Genomic DNA, 19,241 nt, shown 5'->3' with positions numbered 1-19,241 from the left:
TTGTAAATATAAGCCTTTTGCTTGTTTTTTTCAAATCAAATAATTTGGATGTTATTAATTTTATTTTAAATAAAATTATAAAAGTTGTTGAAAAAGATAGGGAAAAGTGTTAGTATGAATATGCATATTGAATACAAGGATATAATCCTTTTAGAATAATGAAATTTAAAGACCATTTTTTGAGTAGGGAAGAAATTTCGTTTTTTTCTACATTTCAATATCGATATAATAAAAATAAGGAGGTTGTGTGTCTCATGAAGAGCAAACAACAGGATTTTAGAACGGAGAAGTACATTCGTTATGGCATTCGAAAGTACAGCTTTGGAGCAGCCTCGGTGGCAATTGCGACCGGTTTGATGATGTTCCTAGGTAATGGTGCGGTATCGGCAGTGGAAGTACAAGGTGCAGATGCAACAGTGGCAACGACAACACCAGTAGCAACAAAGGAGTCGGAGTCAACTATAACGGCGGAGAAATCTGAAGCTAAGGCGTCAGAAAAAGTAGTAGAGACTAAAAAAGTTGATAAGACTGCTCTGACTAAAAAAGTAGTTGAGTTAGAAGCGAAGATTGCATCTGCAAAGAAAGCTGATGCAACAGCGATAGCTACTGCAAATGAAGTATTGACTGCGGCAAAGGCAGTTCTTGCAAACGAAACTGCAAAACAGGCTGATATCGATGCAGAGCATGCTAAAGTTGAAGCTTTGATTACAGTTGTAGTTGAGTCAGACGAAGCTGGGAAACAAGTTGAGGAAACAGCAGCAACTACAGCAGTCAAACCAGTGGCGACCACTGCTACAGAAAAAGCAAAAAAAGTAGAAGAAACAAAAGAAACTGTCGAACCAGTCCAAGAAAGTAAAAAAGTCTTAGAACAAGTTACCTCTGAAGCTGAGGTAACCAATGTTTTAGCAACTGAAGCAGTTCGTAGAAATAAGCTTGAGGCTGAAAACAAAGCGGCAATTGAGGCGGCGATAGCTAATAATAAGGAAGTTATTGCAGAAACGAAAAAAGTCCTAGCGAATGATACCCTTACAGCTAAACAAATCAATGATCAATTGTCACGCTTAAATGATTCCATTATTGCTGTCTACAATGATTTGAAGAAAGCAGGAATCGGAAAAGACGGAAACTTCGGAGTCGCTTTGGCTGCTCAAGATTTCTATGCTGAAGAGGGTTCTAACACAACTCATGCATCGGAAACAAACGCTGCAAATCATACTGGTAAGGATACCTATACGATTCCGGTACAAGAAATTAAATTAATTACGGGTACTGATGCTACAGGGCTAGAGATTGAAGTCTATTCTAATCAGCGGGTTGGTAATGATACAAATGCTGGAAATGGGATGCATACAGAACAGGGTGGAAAAACTGGTCATAACAACAAAGGACGTGTAGACTATCCATTAACCCCTGATGCCGCTAAAAAATTAGCAGAAGAAGCCCCTCTTTGGAGAAACAAACTCCGTGCGGATGGGTCAAGAATTTCAAACGCTGCGACGTCAATATACTCTGCTAACGGTGGTTATGAATACCTAGCTACAGAAATTTATGGCTATGGGTATGAACAAGGAGTTGACAGAGTTTATATTAAAGGTTTGAAAGATCGTATTGCAGTTACAGAAAAAGCTAAGCAAGCTGGTTGGAGTCTTACCTCTGTAACACCAACTAACCTTGTACCAGGTGTTGCTTATGATGAGGCGACAGATACCATTCAAGGTAAAGTAATTGCTGGTATTGAAAATGGAGTGTATGACTTACGATTCAATATTACTGCAACGAATACAGATGGGCGGACTGTCACCTTCCAAATTCAGAATCTACGTGCTGGTTGGGTAGGTTGGCAAGATAGCACACCTCCTACAATTCAGTCAGATTCAGCTCGTTATGATAGAACTGTTGGTGATGATGCGAATATCAATCTTCGTTTTCATGATTCTTCGGGAGCTAGTGCGATACCTGGCAATTCAGCAGGAAACTATGACTATACAACTGCTGAAGGTAAAGTAGTTAAAGTTCGTCAAAATTCTTCTAAAGCAGTCACAGGTGTCTCAGGCTACAACACTATAGGAGCAGAATTAGATGATTCTAAAGTGTTGATTCCTGGTACCAACTATACTGTAACAAACAGTACTGCTGAAGAGCAAAAAGCTGCTGGAACCAACATGGGTAATGCTGTCATTGGAGGTAAGGTGACAGAGGCAGGTATCTATACCGTTTCAGTATTTGCTAAAGATTATGATAAATTATCTAATAGTACGACATGGAATCAGTCAGGTCAAGAGGCTCACGGTTCTATTACTGTAGTTGTTAAGCCTAAAGTTGAAGTTCAAAACGTTGAAACCTATTCAACAACAGTTCCTGTTAAAATCTCGAAAGGTGCTACAAGTGCTAAGGTTACAATGCCAGATGGAACTGTAACAAACTTGAAAGCCGTTAATGGTAAATGGCTTGTAGATAGTGGTTCAACCAATACTGCGGTTACTGAAAATCAAGAACTAGGTGCTGTAGATTCAAATACCGTCTTTAATATTCCAGTCACGTCAGAAGCAACTGCAAAAGTTGGTGTTGATAATATCAAAGTAGAAGCATCAGCTGAAAATGTTAAGGGAACTTTCTTACGTGAGCGAGTTGAATTGAATGGAACTGATGGGCAAAAACACACTGCAGTTTTAAATAGTACATCTGGTCACTGGGAGCTTCCTGCTGACTATGCCGAAGTGAAAACAGCAAATGGAGATGGGACTACAACTTGGACGAAACGCCAAGTATACACTGAAGCGAAACTAGATGGCGGTATGAAATTCTTCATTTACGAATATACTCGTCAACTTGATAAAGATGGAAATGTAACCAGTGTAACTACTCCTGATCGTCCAATGACGGAATATGTTTCTCAAAATACTAACCAAGCTGGCGATGGTATGTCAGTAACTATTACTTTTGACAAACATTCAAACACATGGACATCATCAGATGGAACAGAAGTTACTGCTAAAAAGTTGGGTGATGATTCATGGGAAGTTCATACTAAATCAGGTTTTGGTGGAATCATTAGAGGAACAATCGCAACTAACTCAGATGTAGCGACTGTTGTCAATACGAAACCAACTGCAAGCTCACAAGATTATACTTCTACTAAAGGAACTGCGGTAGATCTCCGTAATGAAGCAAAAGCTGCAGTGACAATCTCTGATGCAGAAGATACTAAGTACGGAAAAACAACTTACATTACTCGTATTACAGTAACATCTCCTTCAGGAGTTCAGAAGGTTTATGACACTAAACAAGATGCAAACAACTATAATCTTGCTAGTGGTTATACACTGAGTGAAGTGGGAGTCTATACAGTAACAGTTGACGTTATTGATAGTAATGGCAATTACACAACAGATGCTACAATAGGTGGAACTGAATCTGGTGTGGATCATGGGGCTGGCTCATCAACCGCTACAACAACTTACCACATCACAGTAACAGACACGATTGAAGGTCATAATGTAACATCCACAGATGTTCAAGGAGCGACTCAAACAGGTACTCCAACCTTTACATCTGTTGGTGATGGCTCACCTGTGACACCAAGTGCTACTTCACCTGCTAAGTTGGTAGATCCTACCACTGGTAAGTTAGTTGACCAAGTAACAATTGATGGTCAAGGAACATACACAATTAATAATGAAACTGGTGTTGTGACATTTGTTCCGTTGAAAACATTCACAGGTACAGCAACCCCAGTGACTGTATCATTAACAGCAACTCTTGGTCAAGATAAAGATGGACAACCTATTACCGCTACAGCGACAGCAACATATACTCCAACTGTTACACCAGTTACTCCAACGGCAACTCCTGCAGAATCAACTGGTATCCAAGGCGCTACTCAAACAGGAACGGTAGCATTCAAAGAAGGACACTCTGTTGCTCCAATCAAGCCGAACTCAGCTGTTCTTCTTGATAAGAATGGTACTCCGGTAGCACCTGGAGCTTCAGTAGATGCAATGGATGAGAATGGTAACAAAGTAGGGGAATATACAATTGACCCAACTTCAAATACTGTAACATTCAGTCCAACCGATAAGACTTACAAAGGTAAAGTCCAACCTGCAACAGTTCAGGCTGAAGATGAGAATGGTACAAAAGTTAAGACAACTTATACTCCACATATTGTAGGTGTTACTCCAACAGCAGAACCTGCTAAGTCAGTTGATGTCCAAGGAGCAACTCAAGAAAGTACAGTAACATTCAATGGTGGTACGACTACACTGGATGGTAAACAGGTGACTGTAGATATTGACCCAGCTACTTTCACTCTTTTAGATGAAACCGGAACTCCAGCAACATCTGTTCCAGCTAAAGACCCTAGTGGAAATGTTATTGGTACATATACTCTGAAAACAGTTGGTGAACAAGCCGTTGCAGTCTTTACCCCAACTGATAAGACTTATAGTGGTGAAGTTCAACCTGTGCGTGTACAGGCTAAAGATAAAAATGGTATTTCGGTTGAAACAACTTACACACCATTGATTACGCCAGTTACACCAACAGCAACTCCAGCAACTTCTGAAAATATTCAAGGAGCAACACAAACAGGCACTCCTACATTTGTTCAAGGTGATGCAATTGCACCAATTAAACAAGGTTCAGTAAAACTTCTTGATAAAGAAGGAAATGAAGTTCCTGCAGGTCAGACAACTCCAGCTTATGCTGAAGATGGGACTACTGAAATTGGTACATTCTCTATTGATCCAACAACTGGAAAGGTAACCTTTAGTCCAACGGATAAATTGTATTCTGGAAAGGTTACTCCAGCAACTGTGCAAGCAGAAGATGAAAATGGAACTAAAGTGACGACAACTTACACGCCACAAATTATCCCAGTAAATCCTATTGGAGTTCCTGCGACTTCTGAAGATGTTCAAGGTGCAACTCAAACTGGAAAACCAGAATTCCAAGGTGGAACTGCAGTTGTCAATGGAAAAGAAGTTACTGTTGAGATGAATGACACTGTTCCAGCTAAATTGATTGATTCTAAAACTGGAAATGTTGTGGATTCTATCACTATTCCGGGTGAAGGTACTTATACTGTAGCACCGGACGGAACAGTAACCTTTGTTCCTGAAAAAACCTTTACAGGTCAAGCATCAGGCGTTGAAGTTTTACGTGAAGACAAGAATGGAACCCCCGTTACAGCAAGCTACACTCCAGTTGTTAAGGCAGCAATTCCAACAGCTACTGATGCTGTTACAGAAGACATTCAAGGTGCAACTCAAAAAGGAGTGCCTACATTCCTAGGTGGTAGGGTTACTGTTAATGGAGTGGAAAAAATTGTTCCTATTGATGAAACTAAAGGTCTTGAACTTATTGATCCAAAAACAGGAAAACCAACAGATCAACCAATTGTCATTCCAGGCGAAGGAACTTATACTGTAAATAATGGTATGGTAGAATTTAAGCCAGAACCACAATTTACCGGAAAAGGAACAGGCGTAGAAGTTCAACGTGTAGATGAGAATGGAACTCCTGTAAAAGCTAAATACACTCCAGTTGTTAAACCAGCAACTCCAACAAGTTCGGATGTTATTACAACAGATGTTCAGGGTGCAACTCAATCAGGAACACCAACATTTGAAGGTGGAAAAGTCAAAGTTAATGGTATTGAGAAAACTGTTGAAATTGATGAAACAGTCAAACCAACGTTTGATGATGGTACAAAAGAGAAGACAATTCCAGGTGAAGGTACATATACTATTGATGAAACTGGAAAAGTAACCTTTACTCCCGAGAAGACATTTACAGGTCAAGCAACAGGTGTGACTGTTAAGCGTGTTGATAAGAATGGAACCCCAATTACAGCTAAGTATACCCCAGTTGTTATCCCGGTTACACCTACTTCAAAAGATTCTGAATCAGAAGGTCCGAAAGGACAACCTCAATCAGGAACACCAACATTTGAAGGCGGAAAAGTAACAATCAATGGTAAAGAAATTCCGGTAGAAATTGATGAAACAGTTAAGCCGACCTTTGACGATGGTACAACAGAGAAGAAGGTACCAGGTGAGGGTACATATACTATTGATGAAGCTGGAAAAGTTACTTTCACACCAGAGCCAGAATTTGTAGGTCGAGCAACTGGAGTAACAGTTAAACGTGTTGATAAGAATGGAACCCCAATTACAGCTAAATACATCCCTACTGTACGTCCGAATACTTCATTTGTTGATACTAAAGGAAATATCCTAGCACCAAGTGAAGATGGTTCGCAACCTAAGAAAGATATTCCAGGATATAAAATTGTTGAAACTAAGGTTGATGAAAAAGGCAATGTGGTCCACGTTTATGAGAAGGTTAAGACCAGTCATAAGGATAAGGAAGGGAATGAAATTCCAGGTTATCCAAGCGAAGACGGCGAACAACCGAAGAAAGATATCCCAGGCTACCGCTTCGTAGAGACTAAGAAACTTCCAAACGGGGACACAGAACACGTTTATGAGAAGGTTAAGACCAGTCATAAGGATAAGGAAGGGAATGACATTCCAGGTTATCCAAGCGAAGACGGCGAACAACCTAAGAAGGATATTCCAGGTTACCGCTTCGTAGAGACTAAGAAACTTCCAAACGGCGACACAGAACACGTTTATGAGAAGGTTAAGACTAGTCATAAGGATAAGGAAGGCAATGACATTCCAGGTTATCCAAGCGAAGACGGCGAACAACCTAAGAAGGATATTCCAGGTTACCGCTTCGTAGAGACTAAGAAACTTCCAAACGGCGACACAGAGCACGTTTATGAGAAGGTTAAGACTAGTCACAAGGATAAGGAAGGCAATGACATTCCAGGTTATCCAAGCGAAGATGGTGAACAACCGAAGAAGGATATTCCAGGTTACCGCTTCGTAGAGACCAAGAAACTTCCAAACGGCGACACAGAACACGTTTATGAGAAGGTTAAGACTAGTCACAAGGATAAGGAAGGCAATGACATTCCAGGTTATCCAACAGAAGACGGCGAACAACCGAAGAAAGATATTCCAGGTTACCGCTTTGTAGAGACTAAGAAACTTCCAAACGGGGACACAGAACACGTTTATGAGAAGGTTAAGACTAGTCACAAGGATAAGGAAGGGAATGAAATTCCAGGATATCCAAGCGAAGACGGAGAACAACCTAAGAAGGATATTCCAGGTTACCGCTTCGTAGAGACTAAGAAACTTCCAAACGGCGACACAGAACATGTCTACGAAAAAGTGAAGACCAGTCATAAGGATAAGGAAGGCAATGAGATTCCAGGTTATCCAAGCGAAGACGGTGAACAACCTAAGAAGGATATTCCAGGTTACCGCTTCGTAGAGACTAAGAAACTTCCAAACGGGGACACAGAACACGTTTATGAGAAGGTTAAGACTAGTCATAAGGATAAGGAAGGCAATGAAATTCCAGGTTATCCAAGCGAAGATGGTGAACAACCGAAGAAGGATATTCCAGGTTACCGCTTCGTAGAGACTAAGAAACTTCCAAACGGCGACACAGAGCACGTTTATGAGAAGGTTAAGACTAGTCACAAGGATAAGGAAGGCAATGAAATTCCAGGTTATCCAAGCGAAGACGGTGAACAACCTAAGAAAGATATTCCAGGTTACCGCTTCGTAGAGACTAAGAAACTTCCAAACGGCGACACAGAACACGTTTATGAGAAGGTTAAGACCAGTCATAAGGATAAGGAAGGCAATGAAATTCCAGGTTATCCAACCGAAGACGGTGAACAACCTAAGAAAGATATTCCAGGTTACCGCTTCGTAGAGACTAAGAAACTTCCAAACGGTGACACAGAACACGTTTATGAGAAGGTTAAGACTAGTCATAAGGATAAGGAAGGCAATGAAATTCCAGGCTATCCAAGCGAAGACGGCGAACAACCTAAGAAAGATATTCCAGGTTACCGCTTCGTAGAGACTAAGAAACTTCCAAACGGCGACACAGAACACGTTTATGAGAAGGTTAAGACCAGTCATAAGGATAAGGAAGGGAACGAAATTCCAGGCCACCCAACCGAAGACGGTGAACAACCTAAGAAAGATATTCCAGGCTACCGCTTCGTAGAGACTAAGAAACTTCCAAACGGCGACACAGAACATGTCTACGAAAAAGTGAAGACCAGTCATAAGGATAAGGAAGGCAATGAAATTCCAGGACATCCAACCGAAGACGGTGAACAACCTAAGAAAGATATTCCAGGTTACCGCTTCGTAGAGACTAAGAAACTTCCAAACGGTGACACAGAACATGTCTACGAAAAAGTTGTTACTGCCCCTCAACAAAAACCGACTGAGCAATCTCCAACTACTAAAGCAACCAAAGAATTACCTAATACTGGTACGGAAGATCATTCAGCTTTGGCAACTCTAGGAGTACTTGGTTTGATGAGCGGATTTGGACTTGTGTCTCACAAGAAAAAAGAAGACTAATTCTATACTCGAGATTCTAAGTAGTATCCATTAGTTTCTTAAACAAAAAACCAACTAATCATTAGGTTAGTTGGTTTTTTGTCTATTCTCGATTTTTCCAAGCTTGGTAGCGGGTGTCGATCAAGAGTTGGGTTAGTCGTCCCATGGTTTCTCTTTCTTCGGGAGTGAGGGATTGAGCTTGGACAAAGAGATGGTGAATGTATTCAATGACCTTGAAGGAAGAAAGATCGTTGATAGAGGAGATGCCTGCATCAAGAATAATTCCAAAAAAGAGGTCAAAGTAGAGCTGCAGTTCTTCGTCAGGAACTGTTTCAACCCATTCCTTGAAAGTAGTGTCGACTTGTTGGCTGTCACTATTGGTCTCGTCTAGTTGGACAAAGTGCTTGTCTTCAACCTGCCAACTAAAGGTATCGTGCTGGGCGATACCACCCAAGGCAGTGCTTCGAACAACAATTTTTTTATCCGGAATTTCCAGCATCATCCCAATGATAGAACCTTGTGGAACAAATACTTTCGTTCTTTCCATCATGTTTTGATAGCCAGCTGTTTCGGTTAGTTCCTTGTGAAGCCCAGGGGCATCAAAAGTATAGACAGCGACAATGTTTTTCTGCAAGTTAGGATCAAGTTGACTGGCAGCATAGACAGCTAGATTACCCCCTTTTGAGTGTCCTGCTAGAATAACCTTTTGGTTAGGATGTTGGGAAAAAAAGTTCTCTAAATACTGGAGGGCATGTTTTTGAGCAGGGATTTCCTTCATATAGGTCATATGGAAATCTTCTTTCCAACCAATGATACTATCATCCGTTCCGCGAAAAACAAGCAAATAAGTATCGAGACTGATACGATAAGTCATGGCTGCAAACTGTTTTTGCAATTCAGGATCAATATCGTTGATAAAGTCTGAGAGCTTGCAATTTTTAAAGCGTTTGTGTTGAGCGAGCTGATCTAACAATTGAAGACGGTTCTTATTGGTCAGCATAGTCGTGTCTCTAGGGATTTGAGATGCAAGATCTATGAGACGCTTTGGTTCTTGGGTGACTACATCATCAAAAGCAAGGTAGGTTAATTCAGTCAAGGCAAGAACATCTAACTCGTTCACGGGGAGGTCATAAAAGGAATCGTATGCTACATCATTGAGGTAGTCAAAAATATTGGCCATAAAAGCTCCTTTCTCTATGTTTATCCTACCACATTTACCTAGAATTAGCTAGTAGGCTTGTTCGAATGACCTAGTAGGGTTTGATTGAAATACATAGAAGATAGATTGCTCCTATTTCAAACCTCTAAACGAGCTTACTTGTATGTTTTTGCTATCAATCCAATTTTCCTTTAAAAAATTCTTCATCTCATTTATATCATCAGGCTGACCTGTGATGAGATAGCTGGCTTGATTGCCGTATTCATCAATAGCACGTTTTAAAAATTCTTGACTTTGAGAAAGTTCATCGCTAGTTTTATAAGTAAAATTCGATGTTTTTTGAGCCAGTTCTTTCATCTCATTATCGAAAATAGTAACTCCTTTGTCAAAATGATTGAGAATAATCGGAAATTTACCAGCCCATTCTTTGATAAGGGGGCGTAGAGCAGAAATGCCGACATCAGATGCAAAGCAAACTAGTGGCTTATTCGTATTTTTAACAGTCAAAGAGGAATCCAGCCAACTCATCTCAATCTCACTGCCAGCCGGTAAATGTGTCAAGGTGTTCTTAAAGTTGCTACCACTATTACGAGTCAAAATGAGAATTTCATCTTCATCAGGTGTGGAGGCAATGGTTAGCCATCGACTGGTTTGCTCTTCCTTAGCTTCATATTTACTAGCAGTAGACGAGGTATCAGGGAGTGTAAACTTTGCATAAGCCCCAGCTTTCCAGATTTGATGACTCGGTTTTGTGATATGAATTAAATATAGATCTCCGCTGGGGTTTTCGATGGATTTTATCGATAATGTCTGGCTTCGTCCAAGATAAGCGATGGCACCCCAAGTTATAATACATAGCGCTCCAAGTGTTGATAGAATGATAATAAACATTTTTTTACCTCTTTTCATTTTTTATGACTCCTGTTCTTAATTTTATGAATGAACTAAAAAATAATTCATTCATATCTTTTCAAAAAATAAAGAAATCCATTCTTTATTTTAGAACTCCTTTAATGAAGTTGGTTGCAAGTATTTCAACAGTTTTGCCAATATCTGGAAAATCTTTTTCTGTGATATGCATATCCATATAGTAAAAAAGATTATAAACCTGTAAAATATCTTGAATCTTTTCTGGCGAGTACCCTTCAGCCTGCATACGATTTGTAAAAGTTTTAACTAGAAACTGATGAAAAGGATTTGCGACTTTGCCTTCTTCCGAGGAATAGTAGCTGTGCAACTCATCTGCGATGGCAGGATTGTACCATTCTGCAAGGATTTTATTGGAAGAAACAAGAGTTCTGGACTGAGCAAATAGTTGACCAATGAGGTCAATCATGTCAATTTCCCAATCCAGTTCTTCGATCATAGCTTGGCGAACACGGTTGTTTTCATCTATATAGATGTCTAGAAAAATGGCTTCTTTACTCTCGTAATAGTTATAAAAAGAACCAACTGCAACACCAGCTTGCCTAGCAATTTCTGAAATACCTGTTGCCTTGTAACCTTTTTTTGAAAAAACTTCATAGGCTGCTGTTTTTAGAGCTTGTTTTTTGTCCAATATGATTTAACCTCCTTTGCTTCATGAATGAATAAACCTATTCGTTCATTCATATTCTAACAAATCATGCCTAGCTTGTCAATAAGAAGGCTAGATCTATTAAATAAGTTAAAGAAACGCTAACTAAATGAGCACAAAAAAGAAAATATAAGATAAGGCTGGAACTATAGTTAAAAATAAGGTATGATATCAGTGGGAATGTTCTCTATATAGCATCTGTTTACTGATCTGGATTTGGGAAATAGGCTGCTAAACAGTATGAGATACTGATCCGTAAATCTGATATGAAGGGTTTTGATACTTTGAGAAATAGCAAAGGAGGAGCGCATGCACAAGATTTTACTAGTAGAAGATGATCAAGTCATTCGACAACAAGTTGGGAAATTGCTCTCTGAGTGGGGCTTTGAGGTCATTTTGGTAGAAGATTTTATGGAAGTATTGAGCTTATTTGTCCAGTCGGAGCCTCATTTGGTCCTCATGGATATCGGTTTGCCTCTTTTTAATGGTTATCACTGGTGCCAGGAAATTCGTAAGATTTCCAAGGTACCTATCATGTTTCTGTCTTCGAGAGATCAGGCTATGGATATTGTCATGGCGATCAATATGGGAGCGGATGACTTTGTGACCAAGCCTTTTGACCAGCAGGTGCTCCTTGCCAAGATTCAAGGCTTGTTGCGCCGTTCCTATGAGTTTGGGCGGGATGAAAGTTTGCTAGAGTATGCAGGTGTGATTCTCAATACCAAGTCTATGGATCTGCACTATCAGGGTGAAGTCCTGAGCTTGACCAAGAATGAATTTCAAATTTTGCGGGTCTTGTTTGAACATGCGGGTAATATCGTGGCGCGTGATGACCTGATGCGGGAACTCTGGAACAGCGACTTTTTTATCGACGACAATACCCTGTCTGTTAATGTGGCTCGTTTGCGCAAAAAGCTTGAGGAACAAGGATTAGCTGGCTTTATCGAAACCAAGAAAGGGATAGGATACGGACTGAAACATGCTTGATTGGAAATCATTTTTTCTAGCCTACCTGCGTTCTCGCAGTCGCGTTTTTACCTATATTTTTTCATTAGACTTTCTCGTCCTTCTCTTTCAGTTTTTATTTGCTAGTCTAGGAACTTATTTTCTTTATTTCTTTCTGCTCAGTAGTTTTTTGACCTTCTTATTTTTGGCTTGGGATATATTTGCAGAAGCTCAGGTTTACCGGCAGGAAGTACTCTATGCTGAGAGAGACCCCAAGTCTCCTCTGGAATGTGCGCTAGCAGAAAAGCTCGAAGAGCGTGAGTCTGAATTGTATCAAAAGAAGTCGGAAGCCCAAAGCAAGCTGACGGATTTGCTGGATTACTACACCTTATGGGTTCACCAGATCAAGACCCCCATTGCTGCAAGTCGCCTTTTAGTAGCAGAAATCTCTGATCGGGAGGTCAAGCAGCAACTGGAACAGGAAATTTTCAAGATTGACTCCTATACCAACCTGGTTTTGCAGTACTTACGTTTAGAGAGTTTTCACGATGACTTGGTATTTGAACAGGTTCAAGTGGAGGATCTGGTGAAGGAAGTGGTTCGCAAGTATGCCCTTTTCTTTATCCAAAAAGGACTTACGGTCAATCTACATGACCTTGACAAAATCATCGTGACCGATAAGAAGTGGCTGTTGGTCGTCATTGAACAAATCCTCTCAAACAGCCTCAAATACACCAAGGAAGGTGGGTTAGAGATTTATATGGAAGGCCAGGAGCTCTGTATCAAGGATACGGGAATCGGGATAAAAAATAGCGATGTCCTCCGAGTCTTTGAACGTGGCTTTTCAGGATATAATGGACGTCTGACCCAGCAGTCATCTGGACTTGGCCTTTACCTATCCAAGAAAATTTCTGAAGAACTGGGGCACCAGATTCGCATCGAGTCTGAGGTCGGAAAAGGAACGACAGTACGGATTAAATTCGCTGAAGTGAAGTTAGTTATTGAGTAATAATAGATGAGAAAAAGCCTCCAATTGGAGGCTTTTGTGCTAATTTTTTATTTTTCAACACGAGATTTGTTGGCGATATCAGCAAGGATTGCTGCTACAAACTCATCTACTGGGACAGTTTGTGTTTCTTTTTGGCCATAGCGACGAACGTTGACAGTTCCGTCTTCCATTTCCTTGTCACCAACGATTAATTGGTAAGGAATCTTGCTAGTTTGTGAAGCACGAATCTTGAATTGCATTTTCTCATTACGTTCATCCACATCAGCACGGACACCACGGTCACGGAGTTTCTTCGCCACTTCCCATGCGTAGTCTACGTGTTTTTCGTTAGAAACGGGGATGAGGGTTACTTGATGTGGTGCAAGCCATGTTGGGAAGGCACCCTTGTAGTTCTCAATCAAGATAGCGGTGAAGCGTTCCATAGTTGAGATAACCCCACGGTGGATCATAACTGGGCGATGTTCTTCACCATCAGCTCCGATGTATTTAAGGTCGAAGCGTTCTGGAAGCAAGAAGTCAAGCTGGATAGTAGAGAGGGTCTCTTCTTTTCCAAGGGCGGTCTTAACCTGGATATCCAATTTTGGTCCGTAGAAAGCGGCCTCACCTTCAGCTTCAAAGTAGTCCACGCCCATTTCATCAAGGGCTGCACGAAGCATGGTTTGGGCATTTTCCCACATCTCATCGTTGTCAAAGTACTTGTGAGTATCTTGAGGATCACGAAGAGAGAGACGGAAGCGGTATTCAGTTAAGTTGAAGTCTTCATAAACATCGATAATCAACTGAAGGGCGCGTTGGAATTCTTCTTGGATTTGTTCAGGAGTTACAAAGAGGTGACCGTCGTTGAGAGACATTTCACGCACACGTTGAAGACCAGTGAGGGCACCAGACTTTTCGTAACGGTGCATCATCCCGATTTCAGCGATACGGATTGGCAACTCACGGTAGGAGTGAACATGGTGTTTGAAAACTTGGATGTGGTGTGGGCAGTTCATTGGACGAAGGACAAACTCTTCACCGTCCCCCATGTCCATAGTTGGGAACATGTCCTCTTGGTAGTGATCCCAGTGACCAGAAGTCTTGTAAAGCTCAACAGAAGCAAGCGGTGGAGTGTAAACGTGTTGGTAGCCAGAAGCTAATTCCTTGTCAACGATATAACGTTCCAATTCACGACGGATAGTTGCACCGTTTGGCAACCAGAATGGAAGTCCTTGTCCGACTTCTTGAGAAATCATGAAGAGGTCAAGCTCTTTACCAAGTTTACGGTGGTCACGTTCTTTGGCTTCTTCACGCATTTGAAGGTAGTTCTTCAAGTCTTTCTTGTCGAACCAGGCTGTACCATAGATCCGTTGCATCATAGCATTGTCGCTATTTCCACGCCAGTAAGCACCAGCTACATGGAGCAGGTGGAAGATTTGGATGCGGCCTGTTGAAGGGACGTGAGGTCCACGGCAGAGGTCTACATATTCACCCTGACGGTAGATAGTCAACCCACCTTCGTCTTCTGAGTGTTCTTCGATCAATTCCAACTTGTAAGGGTCGTTTTTGAAGATTTCACGCGCTTCATCTTTAGTCACTTCTTCACGAATAGATGGGAAGTTTTCTTTGACGATCTTTTGCATTTCTTCTTCGATACGAGGAAGGTCTTCGTTAGAGATTTGACCAGCAGTATTGTCGGTATCGTAGTAGAAGCCATCTTCGATAGCTGGACCAACCCCCAAGTGAATGTCTGGGAAAAGGCGACGAGCTGCTTGGGCAAACAAGTGGGCCGCAGAGTGACGCAAAATCGGAAGGGCATCTTCGTGATCAGGTGTCACGATTTCGATGCTACCATCTTCAGTGATAGCACGAGTCGTGTCGATGAGTTTGCCGTTGAATTTACCAGCGAGAGCCTTTTTAGCTAGGGAATTGCTGATAGATTGGGCAATTTCAAAAGTAGTAACGCCAGATTCGAATTCACGAACAGCGCCATCTGGGAAAGTAATCTTAATCATGGTTTTCTCCTTAAATATTTCTTCTATTTTTGTTGGACAATTTTAAGAGCCGAGCAACTTCTTCCGCAGTCTGATTCTCTGATTGACTGCCATCTGTTACGAGGCTAGGATAGCCTAATCTCACCGCTTCCTTACGAACCATTTGAGCAAAAAGAATGTCTCGTTGCATCCAGTTTTCAAAAGCTTGATCGGGGTTGGTTGTACCCTCTAAGACATAAGGAACCCATTCTCTCTGTATATAATGCTTTTTTTGAAAATCAGCTGTCGGAGTCAAGCATAGATAGGAGGATGCTTGACATTCAAGCTCCTTTACTAAGTGAGGCAAAAGTCCTGCTCCCTCCACCAAGAGAGGTCTGTTTTGATTTTTTATCAAGTAAGATTTTACATAAGGGACAATCTCTTCATAAAAGCGCCATTCTTCATCTGCCATCTCTTCTGGATTTCTCATCCAGATTTGTTCCGGATTTCTATCCTGCCTAAGAAGGCAAATTGGCTGTGAGTCTGCACTTGCTTGACTCATCATCTCTTCTACCAAATCATCCAATTTGATATGAAGTAGTTGATACTGTCTAGCAAGAAGTGAGGCAATTGTTGACTTTCCACTGCAAGGCGATCCGCCAATCATATAAAACATCATTCTTCCTCCTTCTGACAAAATAAAAACGACATCCTAAAAGGACGTCGCAACGTGGTTCCACCTTCATTTATGCACAACAAAAACTGTTGACACCTCAGATTGGCTTTAACGTAGCCACCGTTTTATGTTTTCATAAAAGTCAGTTGAGTAGTATCAGTTTAGGCTCTCTATGCGTTTCCAGCAACCACGCACTCTCTAGTAGAAAGGGACTAAGTGACTTGTCTCTATGCATTATTATAGCATGATTGCGAGAATTTTCAAGGATTTTGTGAAAGTTTTTTATTTTTTCCTCGCTGGAGCATATATTTAATACCTGAACCTGAAGCCATACCAAGTAGGGCAAAGAGTTCATAAGCTAGGAAATAAACGAAAATGAATTCATTGAAAGTGATGATGGTAAAGCAATAGAGAAGAGCAATACCGAGTAGCCACCACAGTGAGAATTGGAAACGGTAGCTATAAAGAAGGGATACGATGAAGGTTGCCAAAGGTGAAAAGAGGATGATGTTATAAATGTAAAGTCCTTTCAGAGTATAAGGGTCAGAAATCAGCAGTAACAGCAACTCATAGAGGGGCCAGTAAAAGAAGAAAATAACAAGGTAGTATGGGATATACTTAAGATATTTTTTCATGGCAATAGTCCTCCAATCTGCAAAAATAGAGAAATGTTGAAGACCACATAATCCTAAATGAAGGGGAGCTCTCTACCTATATTATAGCACGATTTGGAAGCTCTTACAAGTTGATCAGGTAAGTAGTGATAGTGATTTTTTGCAGTGTTTTCTGCTATAATACTAACAGAAGAAGTAAGAGGAAAAGAGGAGAAAGAATGACTAAAATAGCAGTTCTTTCAGATATACATGGAAATATGACAGCTCTGGAAGCCGTACTGGCTGATGCAAGAGCGGCAAAGGTAGATGAGTACTGGCTTTTGGGAGATATTCTCATGCCTGGAACAGGACGTAGAAGGATATTGGATCTCTTAGCTAGCTTGCCCATTACTGCAAGAGTGCTGGGAAATTGGGAGAATAGTCTCTGGCTAGGCCTACATCGTAAGTTAGATTCTACAAAGGCGAGTCATCGTTATCTCCTGCGCCAAAGTCAGTACATCTTAGAAGAAATTAGCCCTAAAGAAATAGAAGACCTCCACAATCAACCCATGCAAGTTCATCGTCAGTTTGGTGATTTGACAGTAGGAATCACTCACCATCTCCCTGATAAAAATTGGGGTAGAGAGTTGATTCATACGGGAAAACAAGAAGATTTTGATAGATTGGTGACAGAGCCACATGCTTCTATCGCAGTGTATGGCCATATCCACCAACAGTTTCTTCGTTACGGGAGTGACGGACAGTTGATTCTTAATCCAGGTTCGATTGGCCAACCCTTCTTTTTAGATGCGCGGTTGCGTAAGGACTTGCGTGCCCAGTATATGATTTTAGAGTTTGATGAAGCAGGTTTGTCTGATGTTGATTTTCGTCGAGTGGATTATGATGTAGAAGCCGAATTGCAGCTGGCTAAGGATTTAAAGCTTCCTTATTTTCAGGTTTACTATGAAAGCTTGGTAAATGGAATTCACCACACTCATAACCAGGAATTGTTGGGGAAGATTAGCGAGCAAGAAGGTTATGATCAAGATGTTGAACTTTGGATGGAAAGAGAAAAGAAGGATTGGTTTTAAAAGGAATTTTGACTAGAAATAGGATAGTCTAGTGATCGCTGTTTCGCGATAAGTCGAAATGGATATGAATTGACTACTTATAAAATTTATGCTAGAATATGGAAAAATATATAATTTGAACACCATACTAATTGATGTTCAAAATAATAGGGAGATAATTTATGAAGCTAGAAGAATTAGAAGCTATTGCTTCAGGATTAGGCCTACAGTTTGATGAGGAGTCTGGAAGCATTTATGGCGTGCAATCAGGCTACTTGCTATTGCTACATGAAGCAGATGTAAAAAATCAGTTTCGACTTAGTGTCAGTGTGAGCTTGAATGGCAATCCTGCGGATTCAGAAGAAAACGAGTTGGTGTGGGATGACTTTAAGAGCGAATCACTTCCAAACTTGTCAACCTTATCTATTAATCAGTACACTGTATCTATTGTTGTCAAGGGTGCGATGCGCAAATCAAAGACAATTGAAAAGTTACAGACACTTATAAGAGACTTTGTAGATTTCCTTGAATCCCATCACTTCGTTCAAGTTTGTGGCTACAGTGGTCAAGAGGGGCCAGTTAGTCTTTATCAATTAGGAGAGTCGGTTTTCATTATCAATGAAGAAAGCTATCAATTTTTGAAGAGCAATCTCCAAATTGAAATGGATTCTTATCATAGTCAGAAGGAAAATGTTCTTCTTGGAACCATTGGAGCCTTACTTGGAGCCTTGATTGGTGGGGCGGTTGCTCTTTTCATCGCACGTCTTGGTTATGTAGCTGTCGCAGCGGGGCTTGTTCTTGGAATTTGTACCATTAAAGGATATGAAATGTTTGCAAGAAAGTTATCACGAAAAGGGATTCTGATTTCTGTTGTTTTGATGGTAGTCACAGTCTTTTTAGTGAATCAAATCGATTTGGCAATGGAAGTCGTAGCTCAACTAGGTGTTGAGTTTGCCTATGCTTTCCGAGTGGTCAATGAACTAATTGCAAGCGGAGAATATCCAGATAATTATTTCTTTAATCTAGGGATGTTAGCTGTTTTTACCTTGGTTGGTGCGGGGATTTCTATCAGTTCAGTCTGGTCAAGTCACAAAACAAAGGGAACTGCTCGTAAAATTGGATAAAGGATAAGCTTTTGTATTCTCTATGTCATTGGACTTATTAGGGAATACAAGGCTTTTTTAGAGGACACTCTTTGTAGTAATAATTGACATTACAACACAAAAGGGTATAATGGGTATCAGATAGGATGTAAAAGGAGAAGAAGATGCAAATTTCAAGTCGATTTACGATTGCGACTCATATGTTAATCATTATTGCCATTAAGAGTCAAGAGAGTAAGGTAACTAGTGATTTTCTCGCAGCCAGTGTTGGAGTCAATCCAGTTATTATTCGCAAAACCTTGTCCCAACTCAAAAAAGCTGAACTGATATCAGTTGCGCGTGGGACGGGCGGTACTGAGATTATCAAAGACCTCCAAGATATTAGCCTTTTTGATGTTTATCAAGCTGTTGAATGTTTAGGAAAATCTGGTAAACTCTTTAGTTTCCATGACAATCCCAACCCTAACTGTCCAGTAGGAGCAAATATTCATGAAGTCTTGGATCAAAAATTGCTGGATATCCAACTAGCGATGGAAAACCAACTTCGTCAGACGAGTCTGGCTCAGGTTGTAGCTGAAACTCAGGATAAAATGATCAAGTAAGAGGGCTAGAGTCCTCTTTTTTCATTGCCGATTTTTTATGAAGTTGGGCAAGAAGAATTGTGTTCAAGTGTACTAGATGCTTTACAGTTAAGTAAAAAAATGTGAATCTCGGTTTCAG

General features: G+C 40.7%; 11 protein-coding genes and 1 pseudogene. 6 read left to right on the top strand and 6 right to left on the bottom strand.

What is annotated here, in order from left to right:
• Nucleotides 1–254 precede the first annotated feature (254 nt).
• Entirely contained in the window at nt 255–8,462 is an 8,208-nt protein-coding gene (locus E7Y33_RS01115) for a YSIRK-type signal peptide-containing protein (RefSeq protein ID WP_139689407.1), read from the top strand.
• An 82-nt stretch (nt 8,463–8,544) separates the two neighbouring features.
• Here E7Y33_RS01115 and E7Y33_RS01110 read toward each other — a convergent pair whose 3' ends face one another.
• From E7Y33_RS01110 to E7Y33_RS01100, 3 genes are all read right to left on the bottom strand, one after another.
• Nucleotides 8,545–9,621: a DUF2974 domain-containing protein gene (locus E7Y33_RS01110; RefSeq protein WP_139689406.1), complete on the bottom strand. Its 1,077-nt coding sequence runs from the start codon at nt 9,619–9,621 to the stop codon at nt 8,545–8,547.
• 111 nt (nt 9,622–9,732) lie between these two features.
• Complete coding sequence (locus E7Y33_RS01105; RefSeq protein ID WP_139689405.1) at nt 9,733–10,509, bottom strand: ferredoxin reductase domain-containing protein; 777 nt, start codon at nt 10,507–10,509, stop codon at nt 9,733–9,735.
• Between the two features lie 85 nt (nt 10,510–10,594).
• Nucleotides 10,595–11,164, bottom strand: coding sequence for a TetR/AcrR family transcriptional regulator (locus E7Y33_RS01100; RefSeq protein ID WP_132973608.1), 570 nt, complete (start codon nt 11,162–11,164; stop codon nt 10,595–10,597).
• 321 nt (nt 11,165–11,485) lie between these two features.
• On the opposite strand from E7Y33_RS01100, the gene E7Y33_RS01095 reads away from it, so the two are divergent.
• Together E7Y33_RS01095 and E7Y33_RS01090 are read left to right on the top strand one after the other, a co-directional pair.
• Nucleotides 11,486–12,163, top strand: a complete 678-nt coding sequence (locus E7Y33_RS01095; RefSeq protein ID WP_125389115.1) for a response regulator transcription factor — start codon at nt 11,486–11,488, stop codon at nt 12,161–12,163.
• Complete coding sequence (locus tag E7Y33_RS01090; protein ID WP_139689404.1) at nt 12,156–13,130, top strand: sensor histidine kinase; 975 nt, start codon at nt 12,156–12,158, stop codon at nt 13,128–13,130. The genes E7Y33_RS01095 and E7Y33_RS01090 overlap by 8 nt, the downstream gene beginning before the upstream one ends.
• A gap of 47 nt (nt 13,131–13,177) precedes the next feature.
• Here the strand turns inward: E7Y33_RS01090 and thrS are convergent, their stop codons facing one another.
• The 3 genes and pseudogenes from thrS to E7Y33_RS09400 form a co-directional block, all read right to left on the bottom strand.
• Entirely contained in the window at nt 13,178–15,121 is a 1,944-nt protein-coding gene (gene thrS / locus E7Y33_RS01085; protein ID WP_139689403.1) for a threonine--tRNA ligase, read from the bottom strand.
• Nucleotides 15,122–15,131: 10 nt separating this feature from the next.
• Nucleotides 15,132–15,876, bottom strand: a pseudogene (locus E7Y33_RS01080) (AAA family ATPase).
• A 139-nt stretch (nt 15,877–16,015) separates the two neighbouring features.
• Nucleotides 16,016–16,390: a hypothetical protein gene (locus tag E7Y33_RS09400; RefSeq protein WP_161976017.1), complete on the bottom strand. Its 375-nt coding sequence runs from the start codon at nt 16,388–16,390 to the stop codon at nt 16,016–16,018.
• Nucleotides 16,391–16,587: 197 nt separating this feature from the next.
• Here E7Y33_RS09400 and E7Y33_RS01065 point away from each other — a divergent pair, with 197 nt between their 5' ends.
• The 3 genes from E7Y33_RS01065 (at nt 16,588) to E7Y33_RS01055 (ending at nt 19,123) form a co-directional block, all read left to right on the top strand.
• On the top strand, nt 16,588–17,439 hold the full coding sequence (locus tag E7Y33_RS01065) for a metallophosphoesterase family protein (protein ID WP_139689401.1): 852 nt from the start codon (nt 16,588–16,590) through the stop codon (nt 17,437–17,439).
• Between the two features lie 161 nt (nt 17,440–17,600).
• Complete coding sequence (locus tag E7Y33_RS01060; protein WP_139689400.1) at nt 17,601–18,542, top strand: hypothetical protein; 942 nt, start codon at nt 17,601–17,603, stop codon at nt 18,540–18,542.
• A 143-nt stretch (nt 18,543–18,685) separates the two neighbouring features.
• Entirely contained in the window at nt 18,686–19,123 is a 438-nt protein-coding gene (locus E7Y33_RS01055) for an Rrf2 family transcriptional regulator (RefSeq protein ID WP_139689399.1), read from the top strand.
• The last annotated feature ends 118 nt before the right edge of the window (nt 19,124–19,241 follow it).

It is taken from the genome of Streptococcus oralis, assembly GCF_006175905.1.
In the GTDB taxonomy this organism is placed as follows: Bacteria; Bacillota; Bacilli; order Lactobacillales; family Streptococcaceae; genus Streptococcus; species Streptococcus oralis_BG.
Note: the sequence above shows the minus strand (reverse complement) of the source record. Positions and strands in the feature narration are given on the sequence as shown.

What these genes read in the sequence shown, in the direction of transcription:
- E7Y33_RS01110 (WP_139689406.1), bottom strand. Translation starts at nt 9,621, where the DNA reads ATGGCCAATATTTTTGACTACCTCAATGATGTAGCATACGATTCCTTT.
- E7Y33_RS01090 (WP_139689404.1), top strand. Translation starts at nt 12,156, where the DNA reads ATGCTTGATTGGAAATCATTTTTTCTAGCCTACCTGCGTTCTCGCAGT.
- E7Y33_RS01115 (WP_139689407.1), top strand. Translation starts at nt 255, where the DNA reads ATGAAGAGCAAACAACAGGATTTTAGAACGGAGAAGTACATTCGTTAT.
- E7Y33_RS01055 (WP_139689399.1), top strand. Translation starts at nt 18,686, where the DNA reads ATGCAAATTTCAAGTCGATTTACGATTGCGACTCATATGTTAATCATT.
- E7Y33_RS01095 (WP_125389115.1), top strand. Translation starts at nt 11,486, where the DNA reads ATGCACAAGATTTTACTAGTAGAAGATGATCAAGTCATTCGACAACAA.
- E7Y33_RS09400 (WP_161976017.1), bottom strand. Translation starts at nt 16,390, where the DNA reads ATGAAAAAATATCTTAAGTATATCCCATACTACCTTGTTATTTTCTTC.
- E7Y33_RS01105 (WP_139689405.1), bottom strand. Translation starts at nt 10,509, where the DNA reads ATGAAAAGAGGTAAAAAAATGTTTATTATCATTCTATCAACACTTGGA.
- E7Y33_RS01060 (WP_139689400.1), top strand. Translation starts at nt 17,601, where the DNA reads ATGAAGCTAGAAGAATTAGAAGCTATTGCTTCAGGATTAGGCCTACAG.
- thrS (WP_139689403.1), bottom strand. Translation starts at nt 15,121, where the DNA reads ATGATTAAGATTACTTTCCCAGATGGCGCTGTTCGTGAATTCGAATCT.
- E7Y33_RS01065 (WP_139689401.1), top strand. Translation starts at nt 16,588, where the DNA reads ATGACTAAAATAGCAGTTCTTTCAGATATACATGGAAATATGACAGCT.